The organism is Bacillus sp. ISL-46 (genome assembly GCF_018613205.1).
In genome coordinates, this window is the sequence record NZ_JAGGQR010000014.1 from 239,599 (window position 1) to 259,438 (window position 19,840).

General features: G+C 37.7%; 16 protein-coding genes. 14 read left to right on the forward strand and 2 right to left on the reverse strand.

From position 1 onward, the window contains the following. The first annotated feature begins 15 nt into the window (after window positions 1-15). Both J7E67_RS09215 and splB read left to right on the forward strand, forming a co-directional pair. Window positions 16-264: a transcriptional regulator SplA domain-containing protein gene (locus J7E67_RS09215; protein WP_214712951.1), complete on the forward strand. Its 249-nt coding sequence runs from the start codon at window positions 16-18 to the stop codon at window positions 262-264. Next, a complete protein-coding gene (splB, locus tag J7E67_RS09220) occupies window positions 257-1,285 on the forward strand; it encodes a spore photoproduct lyase (protein WP_214712950.1) in 1,029 nt (342 codons plus the stop codon). The genes J7E67_RS09215 and splB overlap by 8 nt, the downstream gene beginning before the upstream one ends. Before the next feature lie 42 nt (window positions 1,286-1,327). On the opposite strand, the gene J7E67_RS09225 is transcribed toward splB, so the two are convergent. Together J7E67_RS09225 and J7E67_RS09230 are read right to left on the reverse strand one after the other, a co-directional pair. Then, window positions 1,328-2,932 (reverse strand): MDR family MFS transporter, encoded by a 1,605-nt coding sequence (locus tag J7E67_RS09225; protein ID WP_214712949.1) that lies wholly within the window; start codon window positions 2,930-2,932, stop codon window positions 1,328-1,330. 120 nt (window positions 2,933-3,052) lie between these two features. Then, window positions 3,053-3,913, reverse strand: coding sequence for a TetR/AcrR family transcriptional regulator (locus J7E67_RS09230; protein ID WP_214731462.1), 861 nt, complete (start codon window positions 3,911-3,913; stop codon window positions 3,053-3,055). Window positions 3,914-4,066: 153 nt separating this feature from the next. Between J7E67_RS09230 and J7E67_RS09235 the strand changes: the two genes are divergently transcribed. The 12 genes from J7E67_RS09235 to cysC all read left to right on the forward strand — a co-directional run bounded on the left by J7E67_RS09235 (window position 4,067) and on the right by cysC (window position 19,827). Next, window positions 4,067-7,231, forward strand: a complete 3,165-nt coding sequence (locus J7E67_RS09235; RefSeq protein WP_214712947.1) for an efflux RND transporter permease subunit — start codon at window positions 4,067-4,069, stop codon at window positions 7,229-7,231. 267 nt (window positions 7,232-7,498) lie between these two features. After that, window positions 7,499-9,451: a lipoteichoic acid synthase gene (gene ltaS, locus J7E67_RS09240; protein ID WP_214712946.1), complete on the forward strand. Its 1,953-nt coding sequence runs from the start codon at window positions 7,499-7,501 to the stop codon at window positions 9,449-9,451. Window positions 9,452-9,593: 142 nt separating this feature from the next. Then, window positions 9,594-11,615, forward strand: coding sequence for a YhgE/Pip domain-containing protein (locus J7E67_RS09245; protein ID WP_214731463.1), 2,022 nt, complete (start codon window positions 9,594-9,596; stop codon window positions 11,613-11,615). 73 nt (window positions 11,616-11,688) lie between these two features. Next, window positions 11,689-13,224, forward strand: coding sequence for a spore germination protein (locus J7E67_RS09250; RefSeq protein ID WP_214712944.1), 1,536 nt, complete (start codon window positions 11,689-11,691; stop codon window positions 13,222-13,224). Continuing rightward, complete coding sequence (locus J7E67_RS09255; protein ID WP_214712942.1) at window positions 13,217-14,479, forward strand: Ger(x)C family spore germination protein; 1,263 nt, start codon at window positions 13,217-13,219, stop codon at window positions 14,477-14,479. The genes J7E67_RS09250 and J7E67_RS09255 overlap by 8 nt, the downstream gene beginning before the upstream one ends. A 9-nt stretch (window positions 14,480-14,488) precedes the next feature. After that, entirely contained in the window at window positions 14,489-14,698 is a 210-nt protein-coding gene (locus tag J7E67_RS09260) for a hypothetical protein (protein WP_214712941.1), read from the forward strand. Between the two features lie 21 nt (window positions 14,699-14,719). Next, window positions 14,720-15,811, forward strand: coding sequence for a GerAB/ArcD/ProY family transporter (locus J7E67_RS09265; RefSeq protein ID WP_214712939.1), 1,092 nt, complete (start codon window positions 14,720-14,722; stop codon window positions 15,809-15,811). A 188-nt stretch (window positions 15,812-15,999) separates the two neighbouring features. After that, the gene (locus J7E67_RS09270) at window positions 16,000-16,155 is read left to right on the forward strand and encodes a YezD family protein (RefSeq protein WP_285289242.1); all 156 of its coding nucleotides are present in this window, start codon (window positions 16,000-16,002) and stop codon (window positions 16,153-16,155) included. Between the two features lie 79 nt (window positions 16,156-16,234). Then, entirely contained in the window at window positions 16,235-16,951 is a 717-nt protein-coding gene (locus J7E67_RS09275; protein WP_088086780.1) for a phosphoadenylyl-sulfate reductase, read from the forward strand. Between the two features lie 8 nt (window positions 16,952-16,959). After that, window positions 16,960-18,057, forward strand: a complete 1,098-nt coding sequence (locus J7E67_RS09280; RefSeq protein ID WP_308160419.1) for a sulfate permease — start codon at window positions 16,960-16,962, stop codon at window positions 18,055-18,057. A gap of 5 nt (window positions 18,058-18,062) precedes the next feature. Continuing rightward, window positions 18,063-19,211, forward strand: a complete 1,149-nt coding sequence (gene sat / locus J7E67_RS09285; protein ID WP_214712931.1) for a sulfate adenylyltransferase — start codon at window positions 18,063-18,065, stop codon at window positions 19,209-19,211. 16 nt (window positions 19,212-19,227) lie between these two features. Continuing rightward, window positions 19,228-19,827: an adenylyl-sulfate kinase gene (gene cysC, locus J7E67_RS09290; RefSeq protein WP_214712929.1), complete on the forward strand. Its 600-nt coding sequence runs from the start codon at window positions 19,228-19,230 to the stop codon at window positions 19,825-19,827. Window positions 19,828-19,840: the final 13 nt, after the last annotated feature.

The window sequence follows — 19,840 nt, forward strand, 5'->3', positions numbered from 1 at the left end:
GGATTAGGTGGAAAAATGGAATCATACCAACCAGGACAAATCGTCCATATAATTATTCGGAACCCGCATGCACAGGATGTAGCCAATATCCAAGAAGCCGCAGTTGTGCAGAATCCTGAGAACCCTGATCAACTAGCACTTTTTGTCTACGAAACCTATTACCCCTTAACAGATGAAATTGCTGTCTATTCGTCGGCAAATGAGGCGGAATCTGCTTATCAGGAGGCGTTTGGAATGGCAGAGATGGGGGATTATTATGGTTAAGCCTTTTGTTCCTCAACTCGTTTACGTTGAACCAAGTGCACTGGAATATCCACTTGGGAAAGCGTTAATTGCCAAATTTGAACATATGGGCATTGAAATAAGAGAAACTACCTCACACAATCAAATTAGAAACTTACCTGGAGATAATGATTTTCAAAAATACCGAACTGCAAAATCCACGTTGGTAATTGGGGTAAGGAAGACCTTAAAGTTTGATACATCTAAACCATCTGCAGAATACGCCATCCCATTTGTAACTGGGTGTATGGGGCATTGCCATTATTGCTATTTACAAACGACAATGGGCAGTAAACCTTATATTCGTACCTATGTCAATCTTGAAGATATTTTTGAGGCTGCAGAGAATTACATGATAGAACGTGCACCTGAACCAACCAGGTTTGAAGCCTCCTGTACTTCCGATATCGTAGGCGTTGACCATTTGACCCATACATTAAAAAAAGCGATAGAATTTTTTGGACAGTCTGAATATGGCAAGCTCCGCTTTGTAACTAAATTTGCTCATGTAGACCATTTACTTGACGCTAAACATAATGGAAGAACCCGCTTTCGTTTTAGTATAAATGACGATTATATAATCAAGAATTTTGAACCAGGTACTTCAAGGTTACCTGATAGAATAGAAGCAGCTACAAAGGTGGCTGGAGCTGGGTTTCCATTAGGATTTATTATTGCTCCTATTTATTTGCATGAAGGATGGAAAGAAGGATATAAGGAAATGTTAGAAAAGCTGGAAGCACAATTACCGGAATCAGCAAAAAAAGATTTAACCTTTGAAATGATTCAACACCGTTTTACGAAACCAGCAAAACGTGTCATTCAGAAAAATTACCCGATGACAAAACTTGAACTCGATGAGTCAAAAAGGAAATGGAAATGGGGACGCTACGGGATCGGTAAATTTGTGTATACGAATGATGAGCAAGAAGATATTAAAGACACTCTTGGCAAGTATATTAACACCTATTTTCCCAAAGCAAAAATTGAATATTTCACATAGAAAAAGAGGGATTCAGCAGAATCCCTCTTCATTAATCGACTACTATGATTCAGTTGCATCCCGACCAAATGATGCGACTTGTTGATCACCACTATCCTTAAGTTCCTTATCTCTTTTAATACGACCCTTGCCAACTGCAAGAGCGACCAAAATACCGACTGATATAAAGATGAGTCCCGTTAAGAAAACCGTAGAAAAGGATTCTGACCATGCAATTTGAATGCCGTATATCACGCTTTTCTGAATTTCTTCAGGCATTTTTAATAGACTCGGATTAAGCAACAAACTAAATAGTGAATCAGTTTTCTCTGAAAGAGTTTGTAATGTTTGGTGAGCAATTGGGTTTTCAGCATCATTAGCCGCAGTAACCATTTTTCCTTTAAGTGTATGATTCATGATTGAATTTAGAACGGTTATCCCGATGGTTCCACCTATAGAACGAAAGAAGGTGGAGGCTGCCGTAACCGTTCCAAGCTGTGACTTTGGAAATTCATTTTGGATGGCAATCATTAATGTGGGCATTACTAAGCCCATACCTAAGCCAAGAACCACCATATATGCATAAGCAGTAAATTCGTTTGAATCGATGCCCATTGTACTCATTAAAAAGAATCCTAAGGCACCAAGAAGCATGCCTGAAGTTAATACTGTGCGGAAACTAAATCTTAATAACAACTGACCGCCAACAACACTTGCAGCAATCATAGCAATCATCATTGGAGTCATTGTAGATCCAGCCTGGGTTGGTGAAACGCCAAGAATACCCTGCATATACATAGGTACAAACATAATCGCACCAAACATTCCAAGTCCCAGTAAAAATCCTAATGCATTCATAGTTGCAAAAATTCGATTTTTAAAGAAGGAAAGGTCCAGTATAGGTTCAGCAGCTTTTCGCTCAATAAATCCAAAGACTATAAGCAGTAAAATTGAACCACCGAAAATAAGGAAAGATGTGGCAGAAGCCCATTCAAATTTATCACCGCCGAATGTTAAACCCAGTAATAATAATACGATCGCAGGAATTAAGGTGATTATCCCTAAATAATCGATATTAACTTTGTCTTTTTTCTCAATCGATTCGTGCTTTAATCCCATAAAGATTAAAATAGCGGAAAGTAGTCCAAAGGGAACATTAATTAGGAAAATCCAGTGCCAACTAATGTTATCGACAATAACTCCGCCTAAGAAAGGACCGATGACTGAACTTAACCCAAACAGCCCACCAAAAATCCCTTGCCATTTAGCCCGTTGTTCAGCTGTAAAGATGTCCCCAATGATTGTCTGAGAAAGGGGCATAATCATCCCACCGCCGATCCCCTGAAGACCTCTATAGATGACTAGTTGTTCCATAGATGTTGCAGTGGCACAAAGACCTGAACCAATAATAAAGATAATGGTTCCAAGTAAATAGAGGAATCTTCTACCATAAAGGTCAGATAGTTTTCCAACTATCGGAACCACTGTTGTTGAAGTAATCATATAGGCTGTTGTAACCCACGCAAATATGGTAAAGCCATTTAACTCTGAGATGATTGTAGGCATTGCTGTTCCTACGATTGTTTGCTCTAGTGCACTGAAAAACATACCGATAATTAAACCGGTTATGACTAATTTTGTATTTATTCTTTTCTCTTCTATCGCCATAATTATTTCTCCTACCTAGATGTTATAAAAAGACTAATGACTATGTCGTCATAAAATATACACTATAACTGGTCAGTCAGTCAATTATTTTTGTAGAAAGGATATTTGATAAGATATCCTCTATAGTTCAAAGCCATAAATAGCAGTAATTTCCTTATTATATTTTTCAAGTTTTGAAATCCCTTTAAAATTTGAAAGCATCCCTTTAATTACTGGAACACGGGGGCTCTGTTTGTTTATTTCCTCTTCCAGTACCTCTAATGAGATTTCTAATGTTTCTTTATTTTCCATTTGATCAATCTCAGTTTTCATTGCTTGGATAATATTATTTACATTGGTAGGTTCAAAAATTTGCTTCGAGTTTTTTATTATTTTCCCCATCTTTTCCTCGGTTAAGAAGGGTTCTTCGCATGTAATGTCTTTTATGATACTATCCAACCTTTTCATTAAAAAGTGGGATAGTTTTTCAATCTCAAACTCTACTGGTTCGAGCATTAATAATCCAATATACGATTGAAACAATCCTTCTAGAATCAGGGCTAAATCAATTGAAAAAGGCTCAATGTTTTGACCATAAATAGCAATTATTCCTTTGCGATATAATAAATGAGATTCAAACCGCTTTTTGAAGAAAAGTTTCTTGATTTCTTCATTCCTTGGGATTGCTTGTTCTTTGGAGAGCATAATCATAAATTCTTTATGACCAATAAAGGTTCTGAAAATAGCAGAGATTTGCTTAATGAATTTTTCTCTGGGGGATAAATCTTGGTTGTCAAAAACCAACCTACTTGATTCTATTGTCTCAAATATATAATCCAGAATTGCGAGTAATAAATCATCTTTGGACTTAAAATGTAAATAGAAAGCTCCTTTAGAAATATTACTTTCAGTAGCAATTTCTTGTATAGACGTCGAGGAAAAACCTTTTTGAGCAAAAAGCTTCATCCCTGATTTTATAATAACTTTCTCCTTTTCTGTCAAAATAAACCCTCCATTAATTGATGTTCCTATGCCATAATGAATATTTCTTGACTTATGACCGGTTGGTCAGTATGATTAAATCTGTTATGACCGTATAGTCAATCCTATTCGAATCAGACCAAAATGTCAACAAGGTATAAGAAGGAGCGAAATATGAAGAAAATCATTCAGTTTTCATTGAAGAACAAATTTGCCATATGGCTGTTAACTATTATTATAACAATTGCAGGATTGTATTCTGGGATGAACATGAAACTAGAAACCATTCCAAATATCAGTACACCGCTTGTTACAGTCATGGCTATTTACCCTGGTGCAACACCCGAACAGGTAGCAGTGAGTGTTACAGAACCAATTGAAAAAAGAGTTGAGAATTTGGATGGAGTTTCCGTTGTAAGCTCCTCTTCATTTCAAAATGCATCATCGATTCAAATTGAATATGATTTTGATAAAGACATGGAAAAGGCTCAAAACGAAGTGAAGGAAGCATTAAGCAATCTTGAACTTCCTGACGGAGTGGAGGAACCCAAAGTTTCACGGATGAGTTTCTCAAGCTTTCCAGTCATGTCCTTAAGTATTACAAATTCAGACCAATCATTGACAGAATTAACAAAAACAGCTGAAGAGGAGATCATTCCAGAGCTAGAGGGTGTTGAAGGAGTATCAACCGTTCAAATATCAGGGCAGCAAGTTGACGAAGTTCAATTGAAATTTGATGAAACTAAATTAAAGAAATATGGGTTAACCGAAGAAACAATCAAGAATTTAATTAAAGCTACAGACGTTAAGTTTCCATTAGGTTTATATACATTTAAAGATACGCAAAAGTCAGTTGTCATCAATGGTAATGTGACATCGATCGATGACCTAAAAGCAATAAAAATTCCCGTAGTCCCATCTACAGGTGCATCACAGCAAGGAATGACGGGTGGTCAACAAAGTCAGGTACAACAAGGTATGACAAGCGGCCAAGTTAGCCAAGGAAATCAAACAGCACAGGTTCCAGCATCGATTCCTACTGTAGACCTTAAAGATCTGGCAACAATTGAAGTAGTAGGGAAAGCCGAATCTATTTCCAGGACAAATGGTGAGGAATCAATCGGTGTGCAAATTACAAGTGCACAAGATGCAAATACAGTAGATGTTGTAAACGCAGTAAAAGAAAAACTAAGTGGTTTTGAAGCTAAGATTGATGGGTTAAAAGTAACGACGATTTTTGATCAAGGGAAACCTATCGAAGAATCAGTTGCAACAATGCTAAATAAAGCGATATTTGGTGCAATCTTTGCCATGATTATCATATTGCTTTTCTTAAGAAATTTTCGAACAACAATTATTTCAGTCATTTCTATTCCTTTATCGATATTAATAGCTATTTTACTTCTTAAACAAATGGATATTACGCTAAATATGATGACACTCGGTGCAATGACAGTTGCGATCGGTCGAGTTATTGATGATTCAATTGTTGTCATCGAAAATATATTTAGACGAATGTCTCTTAAGAATGAAACACTTAGTGGTAAGGAATTAATTGTGGCGGCCACTAGAGAAATGTTTATGCCGATCTTTTCTTCAACGATTGTAACAATTGCTGTATTCCTGCCATTAGGATTAGTAAAAGGTCCAGTTGGGGAGATGTTCTTACCATTTGCATTGACAATCGTCTTCGCATTAATGGCTTCTCTTTTAGTAGCCATTACAATTGTACCAATGATGGCTCATTCTTTATTTAAAAAAGGGATATCATTAAAACAAGTGCATGTTGAAAATAAACCTGGTAAATTAGCTTCTAATTATAAAAAGGTTCTTAATTGGTCGTTAAACCATAAAATTATTACCTTTGGGTTAGCTATCTTACTGTTAGTTGGCAGCTTGTTCCTTGTACCGGTCATTGGGGTAAGTTTCCTTCCTTCTGATGAACAGAAAATGGTTGTTGCCACATACAAACCGGCACCAGGCCAAACATTGGATGAAGTTGAGCGGATTGCAACAGAAGCAGAAGAATTTTTTGAGGAAAGAACAGGAGTAAAAACCATTCAGTTTTCTGTTGGCGGAGAAAATCCAATGAATCCAGGGCAAAGTAATTCTGCCATGTTTTTTGTTGAATATGACAAAGATACTAAAAACTTTTCACATGAAACCGAAAAGGTTATCAATGACCTAAAGAAACGAAAAGATAAAGGTGAATGGGCAAGCCAAGATTTCTCTGGCATGGGATCATCGAATGCTCTAACGTTTAACGTCTATGGTGACAATATGGATGAAATTGAACCAGTCGTGAACAATATATCGAAGATTTTTAAGAGAAACGAATCCCTTAGAAATGTGAAAACGAGTATCTCGGATACGTATGAAGAATACACATTAGTTCCTAATCAGGAAAAGTTAAGTCAATTAGGTCTTACTGTAGCACAGGTTGGAATGGGCCTAGCTGGAAATGGCCAACGTCAAGTATTAACAACAATTGAAAATAACGGCAAAGAAATGAATGTCTATCTAGAGGTTGAGAAAGATGAATATGAAGATATTAATGAATTGACAGATAAAACGCTTCAATCCCCTATGGGTATGACAGTTCCGATTAAGGATGTCGTCGACGTAAAAGTGGGAAACACTTCTGACACGATTACAAGGCGTGATGGTCGTATTTATGCAAGTGTAAGTGCAGAAATTACCACTAAAGATGTATCAAAAGTTTCGACGGCAGTTCAAAAGAAAGTAGATACGTTAAAAATGCCATCGACCGTGGATATATCTGTCGGCGGGGTATCAGAAGATATTGCTGAATCCTTTACACAGTTAGGCTTAGCAATGCTTGCAGCGATTGCAATTGTTTATCTAGTTCTCGTTATTACATTTGGTGGAGGTTTAGCACCACTAGCGATTCTATTCTCGTTGCCATTTACCATTATCGGCGGGTTATTAGGATTATTGATCGCTGGCGAAACCTTAAGTGTTTCAGCAATGATTGGCGCCTTGATGTTAATTGGGATTGTTGTAACGAATGCAATCGTATTAATTGATCGTGTCATTCATAAAGAAAATGATGGATTATCGACACGAGAAGCCCTTCTTGAGGCAGCAGGGACACGTGTTCGCCCAATTCTTATGACAGCAATTGCGACAATTGGTGCGCTTATACCACTAGCAATCGGTATGGAAGGAAGTGGACTAATTTCGAAGGGATTAGGTGTCACAGTCATCGGGGGGCTGACAAGTTCTACGTTGCTTACATTAGTAATTGTGCCAATTGTCTATGAAACACTAATGAAAATGAAGAGAAAAGAAAAGAAGCCGGTAGAGAAAGTATTATAAGTAAAATAAAATCAATAGAAGCTGATTCTTCGTTATTTTTTACTGAAGTATCAGCTTCTTTTGTTTTTTATCGAGTCCTTGACATTTTAAAAAAATGGAGTATAGTAATATTCTTGTGTTGCCTAATTTAATTATTTCTAAAATATTCATGGATTGTTCATATTTAAATGCTAATATAGATGATAGACTATTGGGAACAGTATCCACCCATTATATTTAAAATAATGACTAAAATTATATAATAATAGACTACAAGGCAGGTGCTATATGAATAACTTATTGCAAAGAGGTCAAAGTATTTTTAATAAATATGTTGGCTTTTTCTTTTTGACTGTATTTTTCCTATGGATGAAGACATATATCGTTCAATTAACGCAATTTGACTTAGGGATAGAAAATTCTCTTCAGAAGTTTCTATTATTTATAAATCCGCTCGGATCTTCTTTACTTTTCTTAGGCTTTTCTTTCTTTTTAAAAGGTAGAAAAAAGTATATTGGGCTGATTGTCATCGATTTTCTTTTATCGTTTCTATTATATGCGAATATTCTATTTTACCGATTTTTTAATGATTTTATCACCTTACCGACTCTAACGCAGACACAAAACTTTGGCGATGTAAGTGGAAGTGTGACGACTCTATTAAAACCTTATGATTTTTTATTCTTCATTGATATCATTATTTTGGCTGCCTTACTTGTTTTACGGTTTGTGAAAATTGAGGCCAATGACATGAATCGCGGAAAAGTGGCTGCCTTATTTTCAATGGCGCTTGCTATTTCTAGTGCAAACCTAGCTTTAGCTGAAACAGACCGCCCTCAATTATTAACCAGAGGATTTGACCGTAATTATATTGTGAAGTATTTAGGTATGTACAATTACACCATTTATGATGCAGTTCAAAGTACCAAAGCATCAGCACAAAGGGTTATGGCAAGCAGTGATGATATTACAGAAGTCATTAACTATACAAAATCTAATTACGCAGAGCCAAATCCAGCTTACTTTGGTGCTGGAAAAGGAATGAATGTAATCTATTTACATCTAGAATCAATGCAAAACTTCCTTATTAATTACAAGTTGAATGGGGAAGAAGTAACACCATTTTTAAATTCATTAACGAAAGATCAAAATACGCTTTACTTTGATAATTTCTTCCATCAAACAGGTCAAGGTAAAACATCTGATGCTGAATTCATGTTAGAAAATTCATTATATGGATTATCCCAAGGTTCAGCATATACGACAAAAGGTTTAAACACATATGAAGCTGCTCCAGCTATTTTAGGTCAGCAAGGCTACACGTCAGCGGTGTTCCACGGAAATTCAGGAAGCTTTTGGAATCGTAATGAGATTTATAAATCGTTTGGGTTTAACAAGTTCTTTGATTCAAATTACTATCAAATAGATTCTAAAGATCTAGCTGAATATGGGCTGATGGATAAGCCTTTCTATGAGCAATCCATTCCACTACTGGAATCCTTACCACAGCCATTTTATACAAAATTTATTACCGTATCGAATCATTATCCATATCCAATTAATGAGGAAGACGCAACGATTGCACCAGGGACAACCGGTGATAAATCTGTCGATGGATACTTTCAAACCGCACGATATGCGGACGAGGGATTGAAGCAATTCTTTGACTACCTGAAAAAATCAGGATTATATGATCATTCGATTATTGTCATGTACGGTGATCATTATGGAATTTCAGAAAATCATAATAAAGCAATGGAACAGGTGATGGGAAAAGAAATTACTCCTTTCGAAAATGCTGGCTTACAACGAGTGCCATTATTTATTCGTGTACCAGGAATGGAAGGTGGAGTAAACCACGAGTACGGTGGTCAAATCGATCTTCTTCCAACACTTCTTCATTTGCTTGGCACGGACACAAAAGAATATGTCCAATTTGGAACCGACATATTATCTAAACAGCATGATGATGTAGTTCCTTTCAGAAATGGCGACTTTGTAAGTTCAACAATCACCTCTATTGATGGTAAATTCTATGATTCCAAAACGGGAATGAAATTAGATAAAGCTAAAACCGAAGAAGCTAAGAAAGATCAGAAAATCGTCGAATATAAATTAAAGCTATCAGATAAAGTTGTAAATGGAGATTTATTACGTTTCTACAAACCTGAAACGTTTATTCCTGTCGACCGTTCAAAATATAACTATAATCCCACGACTGATGTGGAACCCAATAAGTAAGTAAAACAAAGAGGGCTGCCTAAGTAAATTTTCTTAGGCAGCCCTCTTTGTGCATTTCGTTTCTATTTCCTGAATCTTTTCTTGTAGATAGTAGGAAGATAAGATCATGGACTACTAGTGAAAGGTGGGGGAAATAGTGAGGATGATTTTTCATATTTACCAAACAGATTGGAGAAATATATTTAGAGTTCCAATTGTAGTTTTGTTAATTGGAGCACTAATGATCCTGCCTTCTGCCTATGCATGGGTTAATATCAAATCGATGTGGGACCCTTACGGCAATACATCGGGGATTCGGGTGGCTGTTAGCAACGAGGATGAAGGAGCGGAAATTCGTGGGAAGAAATTTAATGTTGGAAATGATACTGTAAAAAGCCTAAAAAAGAATCACCAGCTTGGTTGGGTTTTTGTGAATCGAAGCGATGCACAGAGTGGCGTAGAGAAAGGGCATTACTATGCATATCTTATTATCCCAAAGGATTTTTCAAAGAAACTTACGAGTATTTTAGAAGTGAACCCCCAAAAACCAAACATAGAGTTCGCTGTTAACGAAAAAATCAATGCCGTGGCGCCGAAAATTGCAAACTCAGGGGCATCGAGTGTTACGGCGCAAATTAGTCAGGCGTTTATTAAAACGGTGGGGAATGAATTATTCTCTGTATTTTATAGAGCAGGTATTGAGCTTGAGCAAGCATTGCCTTCCATTCATAATGTTGAGAAACAAATCTTTGAATTGGAAAAAGCATTACCGCAGATTGAGGAAATGGGAAAAAAGGCGATAGAACTGGAGGAGAGGCTGCCCGAAATACAAGCAAAGGGACAGAAAATTATTGAGCTTGAACAAAGAATACCCGAAATCCAGCAGGCCGGCACCAGTATCTTAAAGGTTGAAGCTAGTTTGCCACTTATAAAGGATGCCGGGGACAAAGTGATCGTATTACAGGGGAAACTTACTGATATGCAGCGTACCACCGATATCATTTTAGAAGTAGTCTCGAATTTAAATGAGATAGAAACGAAACTTAATCAAGCAATCGATAGCGTAAAGGATACAAAACAGGTGGATACTACAGCAAATCAAGACCAATTAGACCAATTGTACGAGGAGTTAGTAAAAATCCATAATAGCATCCATGAAACTCGGACTGGCATTCAACAGAAAGTAGACGAAGTAACCCAAGATATAAATTCAGCAGCCTTATTTTTTAAAAATGATTTGCCCAGGGTTGAACAGAAACTACATAAGGCGGCTGATTTTGTGCGGAATGATTTGCCAAAAGTGGAGGAAGACATTCGAAGAGCAAGGAACCTTGTTCAAACAAGGCTTCCCGAACTTGTAAAAGTCGTTCATAAAGCAGCGGACATAGCTCGAAATGACTTACCAGGATTTGAAACTAAAATTAGAAGTGCGGCCGATAAAATCCGTAAGTTTGAAGGCAGTGTAAATATAAATGATTTAATCCAATTTCTTAAACATGATCCTCAAAAGGAAAGTAACTTTTTATCAAGTCCAATCCTATTGAAAACGAAAAGGTTATTTCCTATCCCGAATTATGGATCGGCGATGACCCCTTTTTATACGATGCTGGCCCTATGGGTCGGAGCCACTCTCCTGATTGCTTCCTTAAAAGTAGATGTCGATGACCCTGAGAATAAATACAAAAGCTACCAAATCTATTTAGGGAGGCTGCTAACATTTCTGACGATCGGCATCTTCCAAGCAGCCATTGTAGCCCTTGGTGATTTGTTTTTAATTCACACGTATGCTGTGGACAAACTTTGGTTTGTACTTTTATGCATATTTATCAGTATCGTGTTTGTTACGATTACGTATTCCTTATGTTCGGTGTTCGGAAATATTGGAAAAGGTTTAGCAATCCTTTTCTTAGTCCTGCAAATATCTAGTTCGGGAGCTACGTTTCCGGTTAGTTTGACCTCTACCTTTTTTCAAAAGTTAAACCCCTTTATGCCGTTTACGTATGCGGTAAGCATGCTCCGTGAAACGGTCGGTGGAATGATCAAAGAGGTGGTTATTAAAGATATCCTTTCTTTAATTGTCTTTGTATTCATTAGTTTTCTTGTAGCATTGATATTAAAAAAACCTTTAAGCAAACGGATTAACCAAACAGCAGAAAAAGCGAGGACAACAAAGATTATTCCTTAGTTCAATTAATTGCTGTGTAGGTTGTATATTTTTAAAACTAAGTAAAACACTAGTAGTTATGGAGGTGGAGTTTGTGGTAAGTGGTCAGCCAAATTTAAGTGAGTACGGACTTCTATCTTCCTCGCTAAATGAAAACATTGCTTCTCTTAAGAGTTTGTTCGAATCCTGTGAGGATATGGAATATAAACACATGGACATTTCAAATGTTGAAGGATGTTTAATCTACCATCCAGGAATGGTCGACCTTCATTTGTTAACCGAAATCGAAAGTCATGTCGTAACCATCAATGAACATCACACCGTTAGAACAAAACAAACCACTCAAAATGTCATAAGAAAGAATTTTTTATCTATTAATGTTAAGCATTCAAATAGTTTAAGTACAATTGTTGAACAGTTGTTATTAGGGAATACTATTTTATTGATTGATAATGAAGACCAGGCATATATGCTGCAAACGGCTAAATACACAGGCAGAGCCATAACGGAGGCTGTTACTGAACGAACTGTTCGCGGGCCGCGTGAGGGTTTTATCGAGGATTTAGACACAAACCTAGCGCTTGTCCGTAAACGGATCCGAACTCCACAATTAAAAGTAAAATTTCTAACCCTGGGTCGACAAACCAATACAAAAATAGGCATTTTATATATGGCCGGAATTGCTAGTGAGGAAATTGTCCAAGAAATAAAAGATCGGCTTTCCAAAATAGACATTGATGGAATATTAGAGAGTCAATATATTGAGTCTCTAATCCAAGATTCAAAGCGGTCTCCGTTTCCAACCATTTACAATACTGATCGTCCAGATAAAGTATGTGGGAGCTTACTAGATGGTAAGGTCGCCATTATCATTGATGGGTCTCCCTTTGTCTTGACAGCACCTGCCCTTTTTGTGGAATTCCTCCACACCAGTCAGGATTATTACGATAGTTCACTAGCTGCAACAATGGTTCGTTGGGTCCGATTTTTGGGGCTTTTTGTAACCTTAATCCTTCCTGCTTTTTATGTAGCATTGACCACCTTTCATCCCGATTTATTACAAACAACCCTTCTATTGAGAATTGCCGGGAGCCGTGAAGGTCTTCCATATCCCGTCTTAATTGAAGCGATCTTTATGGTCATGACTTACGAACTGATTCGGGAAGCTGGCTTGCGAATGCCTAAAACGTTTGGGAGTCCAATAATAATCACGCTTGCTTTAGTTATCATTGGCCAAGCGGCCGTGCAGGCTGGAATTATTGGGCCAGTTTTAAGCATTGTTGTTTCGATCACAGCGTTAACATCGTTTATTATGCCAAACTATGCGTTTCACCAAATAATTAGAATGTTAGGCATTCCCTTGCTTATTTTGGCTGGTTTTTTTGGATTCATGGGTATCCTTATTGGTCTGATGTTCGGCTTAACCCATGTTATCAGTCTGCGTTCTTTCGGTGTTCCCTATTTTTCGCCAGTATCACCTGCATTCTATCAGGGCTGGAAGGATGTCTTTATTCGGGCTCCTTGGTGGGGAATGAAGTCGCGTATTCCAGGTATGAATATCAACAATTTCCACCGAAGTGGAGAGGCTTCTTCATCATCAGTTGGCAGTAAGGAGAAAAAGGATGAGTAATATCAGTAAGTTTAGATGTTTAATAATCATTGTTATTAATTCTTTTTTGCTTATTTCTTTAACAGGCTGCTGGAGCTCACATGAGGCAGAAGAAAATGCAGTCATCGATATCATGGGAATAGATATCAATGAAAAAGGAGAATATGAAATCACTGCATCCATTGTAAAGACTTACCAAATATTTTCGCTAACATCAAAAAATAATTCGGATGGAAAAGGCGAGAATTCTTTTATTATTTCTACAACCGGTAAAAGCATTGTCCAAGCTATTTCAAGTTTAGCAAGGACAATACCGAAGAGACTATATTTTGGACACATGAATGTACTTGTTTTGGGAAACACTTTTGCTTCTAAGGAAAACTTGGAGCAAAGTTTAGATTATTTTAAAAGAGAAAATGATTTTCGTCCGAATTTGCAACTTTATGTAACAAAAGGGAAGGCAAAGGATATTATTACCACAAAACCAGAGTTAAAGCCAACACTTGGTTTGGAAATAAGAGGCATGTTTGCGACGAATCGGTATGCCACATCTTCAATGGTCAAAGACCTTAGTAAATTTTCAGAGGGTTTAAGCAGTGTTTCAATGGAACCTTATACAGGGGTACTATCTAACTCAATTGCGAATGATAAATTAGCTCAAACAGGAAAAGTTGAACCCATTGGACAAGAAAGTAGTAAAAGTCTGATTCCTCAGGAAAGTAGAGAGGCTTCACTAAGTTTAAACGAAACAGCTGTGTTTAAAAATGGGAAATTAGTTGGATACTTGAATAAAGAGGAGACGAATGGCTTATTGTGGCTTAAAGGAGACCTAGTTAAAGATGTGATCATTGCTCCTTGTGGAGATGGGTCAAGTGAAGGGAACACAAGTCTCACCATAAGAAAGGTAAACACTTCTATTTCACCCGAAAAGAATGATTCGAAGATTGCTTTTCATGTTGATATTCATGCTGACGGTGAAATCAGTGAGATAACCTGTTCAACCCCTTCTATTTCAAGTAATTATTTAGCTAACCTAAATCGCCAGGTTGAAGGAATTGTAAGAAAAGAAATAGATGATTTGTTTAGAAAGATTAAATATGACTGGAATACAGATATCATTGGCTTTGGTGACCAATTTAAACGGAAATATCCTGAAGATTGGAGGGGAATGGCTTCGTCATGGAAAAAGGATGGTTTTAAAGATACAGACATCGATATAAACATAGATTTTTCAATAACAAGATTCGGCTTAGAAAAAGGAACTACATCAGAATAGAGGGAAAAAATGAAAACGTTATTCTTCTTACTATTTATCATACTAGTAGGTATCACAACAGTTTTTCATCTATATACTTCCTGGAAAAAGAAAGAGAAAAAAGTGATGTTTATTCAAATGGGTATCCTGGGATTAGCAATTGTTTTAGGTGGTGTGTTGATATACGAATTCCAGCTTCCATCCTTATCAAAATTATTTAATACAATAAGCCCGTTTTAGTATGATTGGAGGGAAATTCCTATGATTGAAAAGGGAAGAATTAGTAATATTCAGGCTTCTATGTTAGCGATCACTTCTTTGACGATCATCGGGCATTTAATTATTTTGACGGTCGTGATGGCACATAGTAAGCAAGATGGGTGGATTGCAGGAATATTCGGAAGTGCACTGGGGCTCATTGGAATAGTCTCGTTGGTTAAGCTTTCTCAGCGATTTCCAGGCTTAACTTTAATTGAAATTCTTTTTCAGCATTTCTCTTGGATTGGGAAAATACTGGGACTCCTATATTTGTTTTATTTTTTTATCATGGCATGTTTGGCAACAAGACTATATGCCGAGTCCTATAAAAGAATTATGATGGAAACACCAATGTGGGCTTTTATTACGTTGATTCTTCTATTAACTATCTATATCGTTCATAAAGGTCTTGAAACATTAGGAAGATTGAACCAGGTGATGCTTCCGGTTTTAATCATTTTCGCCTTGGCTGTTGTAGTCTTAACGATGAACGAAAAAAAGGATTATACCAACCTCCTGCCTTTTTTAGGTAACGGGTTATACCCCGTTTCTTTGGGCTCGCTCACCGTAATGGGGTGGTTTGGTGAATTTGCAATAATGGGAATGGTTTTACCGTATGTTCAAAATCCAAAAAAACTAATGAAAACAGGGATTTATAGCGCACTTTTAACATTGATCTTCTTTTTAGGGCCTATCACAGGGCCTATAGCCCTATTTGGGCCAGAAGAAGCCGCGAAAATGGCTTTTCCTACTTTTTCGGAAGTAAGGTATATTGAAGCAGGCGATGTAATCAATCGCTTTGATGCCATTGCGATTCTCTTTTGGACGGTTGGATTAATGATACGTATTTCTTTATTCTTCTATGGGCTGTGCCTTGGGACCGCACAAATATTTAAAACTGATACATACAAACCTTTTATCATTCCATTCGGATGGTTAATCGGTGTCGGTGCCGTAATTTTCGCCAAGAACTATTCCGAAATAAATGAATTTCTGTTTCAGTCATATGTCCCCTTAAATATTCTTATGGGAGCGGTTCTACCATTTCTTTTCCTATTCATTACAATGATGTTGAAAAAGAAAAAAACAGTATAAGAACTGGTTTTTAGTTCCCTTGAATAGGACTAGGCAGACATTAAAATTAATGTCAGCCTCTTTTCTATTTTGGAACACTATAGGATTTTTTAAATATTATAATAAATTATATTGACAATTCCTATGCGTATGGTAGGATTAATCTTAATTTAACAATTCAATGAAGTTTTGAAAGGGAGGCGAATCAACTGGAAGGTTCAGAATGGCAAGAAGTAAAGGAACATATTGAACGTATGCTGGACACATTAAAATATGGATCTATTACACTAGTAGTTCAGGATGGAAAAATAGTACAAATTGAGAAAAATGAAAAGGTTCGTCTTCAATCAAATAAAATTCGCTGACTAGAAAAACTTGAGGCGGTCTACACCTTATTGGGGTGGGAGACAGCCTTTGTATTATGACAAAGGGGGTCCATAGAGGATGACAAAAGCAGTGACTTATAATAATTGGAGTGAAATCTCGGAAAACTTCTCTATTCAGGATGAGACAAAGGGTGCCAGGTCTGTTTTAGAGTGGGCATATAGCAATTATCCTGAAGGGAAAATTATCTATGCATCCAGTTTTGGTGCTGAAGCAATTGTATTAATCGATTTGATTTATCAGGTAAAAAAAGATGCTCAGATTGTTTTTTTAGATACAGGGCTCCACTTTCCTGAAACGTATGAAGTGATTGATAAGATTGAAGCTCGTTTTCCAGAGTTACAAATCGAGCGAAAAACCCCTGATTTGAGTTTAGACCAACAAGCAGCAGAATATGGCTCGGCATTATGGAAACGTGATCCAAACCAATGCTGCCAAATCAGAAAGGTCATCCCTCTGCGCGAGGCATTGACTCCAAAAGATGCATGGATTTCAGGTCTTAGGAGAGAACAGTCGCCAACAAGGAAGGATACGCAATTCGTTAATAAAGATGATAAATTTAAAAATATAAAAATCTGTCCATTAATTCATTGGACGTGGGATGAGGTTTGGTCGTACATCAGGGAAAGAGACCTCCCTTATAACCAATTGCATGATCAAAACTATCCAAGTATTGGCTGTTTCCCATGTACACAGGCCGTCGGAACAAATGGTGATTCCCGAGATGGGCGTTGGACGGGCAGCAGTAAAACGGAGTGCGGTTTGCACTCTAAGTAAAGGAGGTAATTCCTACGCTTACCATAATTGCGGTTTCAATAGGATTATTTTTTGCAGTAAATATTGGTGCTAGTGGTGCCGCAGCGTCGATGGGTATATCCTATGGAGCCGGTGTAATAGCAAAAAGAAAGGCATTGGCTCTTTGTGCTATTGCAGTTTTCCTAGGTGCTTGGCTAGGTGGAGAGGAAGTCGTAAAGACTATTGGGAGCGGGATTGTCCCTAGCAGTACTTTTACGACGGCGATTGCCTTGATTGTGCTTGCCTCAGCAGCATTATCATTATTCCTTGCCAACATTTTTGGGATTCCTCTTTCGACCAGCGAAGTGGCAGTAGGATCAGTTATTGGAGCTGGTGTAGTATATCAATCGGTTTTTGTAGGCAAAGTTTTGTGGATAGCAATGTTTTGGCTGCTTACTCCTTTTGCTGCATTTGTTATTGCCATTTTGGCTGCATCACTGTTGAGGCGACCATTCATTAAAACATGGATGGAGAAGTCAAAAGCTGGTCCTATATTAGCAATCATTGTTGTACTTATGGGCTTGTTTGAAGCCTTCTCCGCTGGAATGAATAATGTAGCAAATGCAGTTGGACCACTTGTTGCCGCAGGATTAATGCATAAGGGAGATGCGGTCATCTGGGGCGGTCTAGCCGTTGCACTCGGTGCATTCTTTCTCGGAAACCGGGTGCTTGAAACCAATGGGAAAAAAATAACGACTCTCAGGATAGAAGAAGGTTGTGTAATTTCTGGTACTGGTGCAAGTATTGTTACTGCTGCCTCTCTTTTTGGAATTCCGGTCCCATTAACGCAAATTACCACTTCCTCCATAATCGGAATTGGCTATGCTAAATATGGGAAGGCAGTCCTAAAAAAGGATATCGTGGTCCAACTGCTAACTGTTTGGATTGTTTCTCCTGTTTTATCGATGGTGCTTTCATACACCATTATTCAATTGGTGATTGAACAGAATTTCTATCCAATTATTGCAATGATAGGTGTTCTAATCTCCGTTTTTGGTGTGATGTTCCTAATGAAGAAAACACCTTCGAAGGTAGTAGTCCCAAATACAAAAGTAGCGAATAAATTAAAATTTGTAGAGAAAGGTTGATCAAAATGTCATACTTACCAAAACCTCATGGAGGAAAACTTATTCAAGCGTTCGACCCCAATTACGATCTAACCACTATCGAAAAGGAAATTGAAATTGATACGATTGCATTAAGTGACTTAGAATTAATTGGTATCGGATTATTCAGTCCTTTAAAGGGCTTTCTTGGACAAAAGGACTATGAATCTGTCGTGAGCAATATGCGTTTAGCAGACAATACCATCTGGTCTATCCCTGTAACATTACCCGTATCTTACGGTGTTGCTGAAACACTTGTGGAAGGAGAAGAGTACAAACTTTCATTTAACAAGGAAGTCTATGGTGTTATTAGGGTTTCAGAATGGTATGAACCTGATTTAGACAAAGAAGCACTTGAAGTATATAAAACAGAAGAACTTGCCCACCCTGGTGTGAAACGTCTTTACGAAAGAGGACCTGTTTACGTGGCTGGGGAAGTTGTACTCGTAAAAAAAGCCGAAAAAGGAGTATTCGGTGATGTGTGGTTTGAACCGAAGGAAACACGGGCCATTTTTGAAGAAAAGGGCTGGAAGACTGTTGTAGGTTTCCAAACAAGAAATCCTATTCATCGTGCACATGAGTACATTCAAAAAGCTGCCCTTGAAACGGTCGATGGCTTGTTCGTCAACCCGCTTGTAGGTGAAACAAAGTCAGATGATGTCCCTGCGGATGTCCGTTTGAAAAGTTACCGTGTTTTACTTGAGAATTATTATCCTAGCGAACGAGTTCAACTTGGTGTGTATCCAGCAGCTATGCGATATGCAGGACCAAGGGAAGCCATTTTCCATGCACTTGCCCGTAAAAACTTTGGCTGCACCCATTTTATTGTTGGTCGTGACCACGCAGGAGTTGGAAACTATTACGGAACTTACGATGCCCAGCATATTTTCAGTAATTTTACAGAAGAAGAACTTGGTATCAAGCCTTTGTTCTTTGAACATAGCTTCTACTGCAATAAATGCGAAGGAATGGCTTCTGATAAAACTTGTCCGCATAGTAAGGAAGACAGAGTGATTCTTTCTGGAACAAAGGTGAGAGAGATGCTACGAGCAGGAGTACTTCCACCGTCTACCTTTAGCCGCAAAGAAGTTGTTGAAGTGTTAATCGAGGGAATGAAAGAAAAAGCAACAGTGTAAGGAGGAAAATAAATCAATGTCTAAACCAACGAATATTACTTGGCATGAAACATCTATTTCCAAAAAAATTCGGCGTGAAAAAAATGGTCACGGAAGCTGTGTACTCTGGTTTACTGGACTCTCAGGATCGGGAAAATCAACTATCGCAAATGCTGTATCGAACGAATTGTTCCGTCAGGGGATCAATGAATATGTCCTCGATGGTGATAATATTCGCCACGGTTTAAACAAGGATCTTGGTTTTTCCGATTATGACCGAACTGAAAATATCCGAAGAATTGGCGAAGTTGCCAAGTTGTTTGTCGACAGCGGCAAAGTGGTGACCACCGCCTTTATTTCACCATTTCGCTCTGATCGTGAGCAAGTGCGGGCTTTATTTGAAGACGGTGAATTTATTGAAGTTTTTGTCCAATGTCCAATCGAGGAATGTGAACGTCGCGATCCCAAGCAACTCTATGCGAAAGCGCGTCGTGGCGAAATTAAAGATTTCACGGGAATCGATTCACCTTATGAAGCGCCAGAACAACCGGAAATCACCCTCCGTTCTGATCAGGTAACCGTTGAAGAGGCAGTGGAACAAGTCTTTGCTTATTTAAGAGAGAAAAAAGTTATCTAAATAATGAATTAAT

What these genes read in the sequence shown, in the direction of transcription:
- J7E67_RS09275 (WP_088086780.1), top strand. Translation starts at nt 16,235, where the DNA reads ATGACAAAAGCAGTGACTTATAATAATTGGAGTGAAATCTCGGAAAAC.
- J7E67_RS09245 (WP_214731463.1), top strand. Translation starts at nt 9,594, where the DNA reads ATGATTTTTCATATTTACCAAACAGATTGGAGAAATATATTTAGAGTT.
- J7E67_RS09255 (WP_214712942.1), top strand. Translation starts at nt 13,217, where the DNA reads ATGAGTAATATCAGTAAGTTTAGATGTTTAATAATCATTGTTATTAAT.
- J7E67_RS09215 (WP_214712951.1), top strand. Translation starts at nt 16, where the DNA reads ATGGAATCATACCAACCAGGACAAATCGTCCATATAATTATTCGGAAC.
- J7E67_RS09235 (WP_214712947.1), top strand. Translation starts at nt 4,067, where the DNA reads ATGAAGAAAATCATTCAGTTTTCATTGAAGAACAAATTTGCCATATGG.
- J7E67_RS09260 (WP_214712941.1), top strand. Translation starts at nt 14,489, where the DNA reads ATGAAAACGTTATTCTTCTTACTATTTATCATACTAGTAGGTATCACA.
- J7E67_RS09225 (WP_214712949.1), bottom strand. Translation starts at nt 2,932, where the DNA reads ATGGCGATAGAAGAGAAAAGAATAAATACAAAATTAGTCATAACCGGT.
- ltaS (WP_214712946.1), top strand. Translation starts at nt 7,499, where the DNA reads ATGAATAACTTATTGCAAAGAGGTCAAAGTATTTTTAATAAATATGTT.
- sat (WP_214712931.1), top strand. Translation starts at nt 18,063, where the DNA reads ATGTCATACTTACCAAAACCTCATGGAGGAAAACTTATTCAAGCGTTC.
- J7E67_RS09265 (WP_214712939.1), top strand. Translation starts at nt 14,720, where the DNA reads ATGATTGAAAAGGGAAGAATTAGTAATATTCAGGCTTCTATGTTAGCG.
- cysC (WP_214712929.1), top strand. Translation starts at nt 19,228, where the DNA reads ATGTCTAAACCAACGAATATTACTTGGCATGAAACATCTATTTCCAAA.
- splB (WP_214712950.1), top strand. Translation starts at nt 257, where the DNA reads ATGGTTAAGCCTTTTGTTCCTCAACTCGTTTACGTTGAACCAAGTGCA.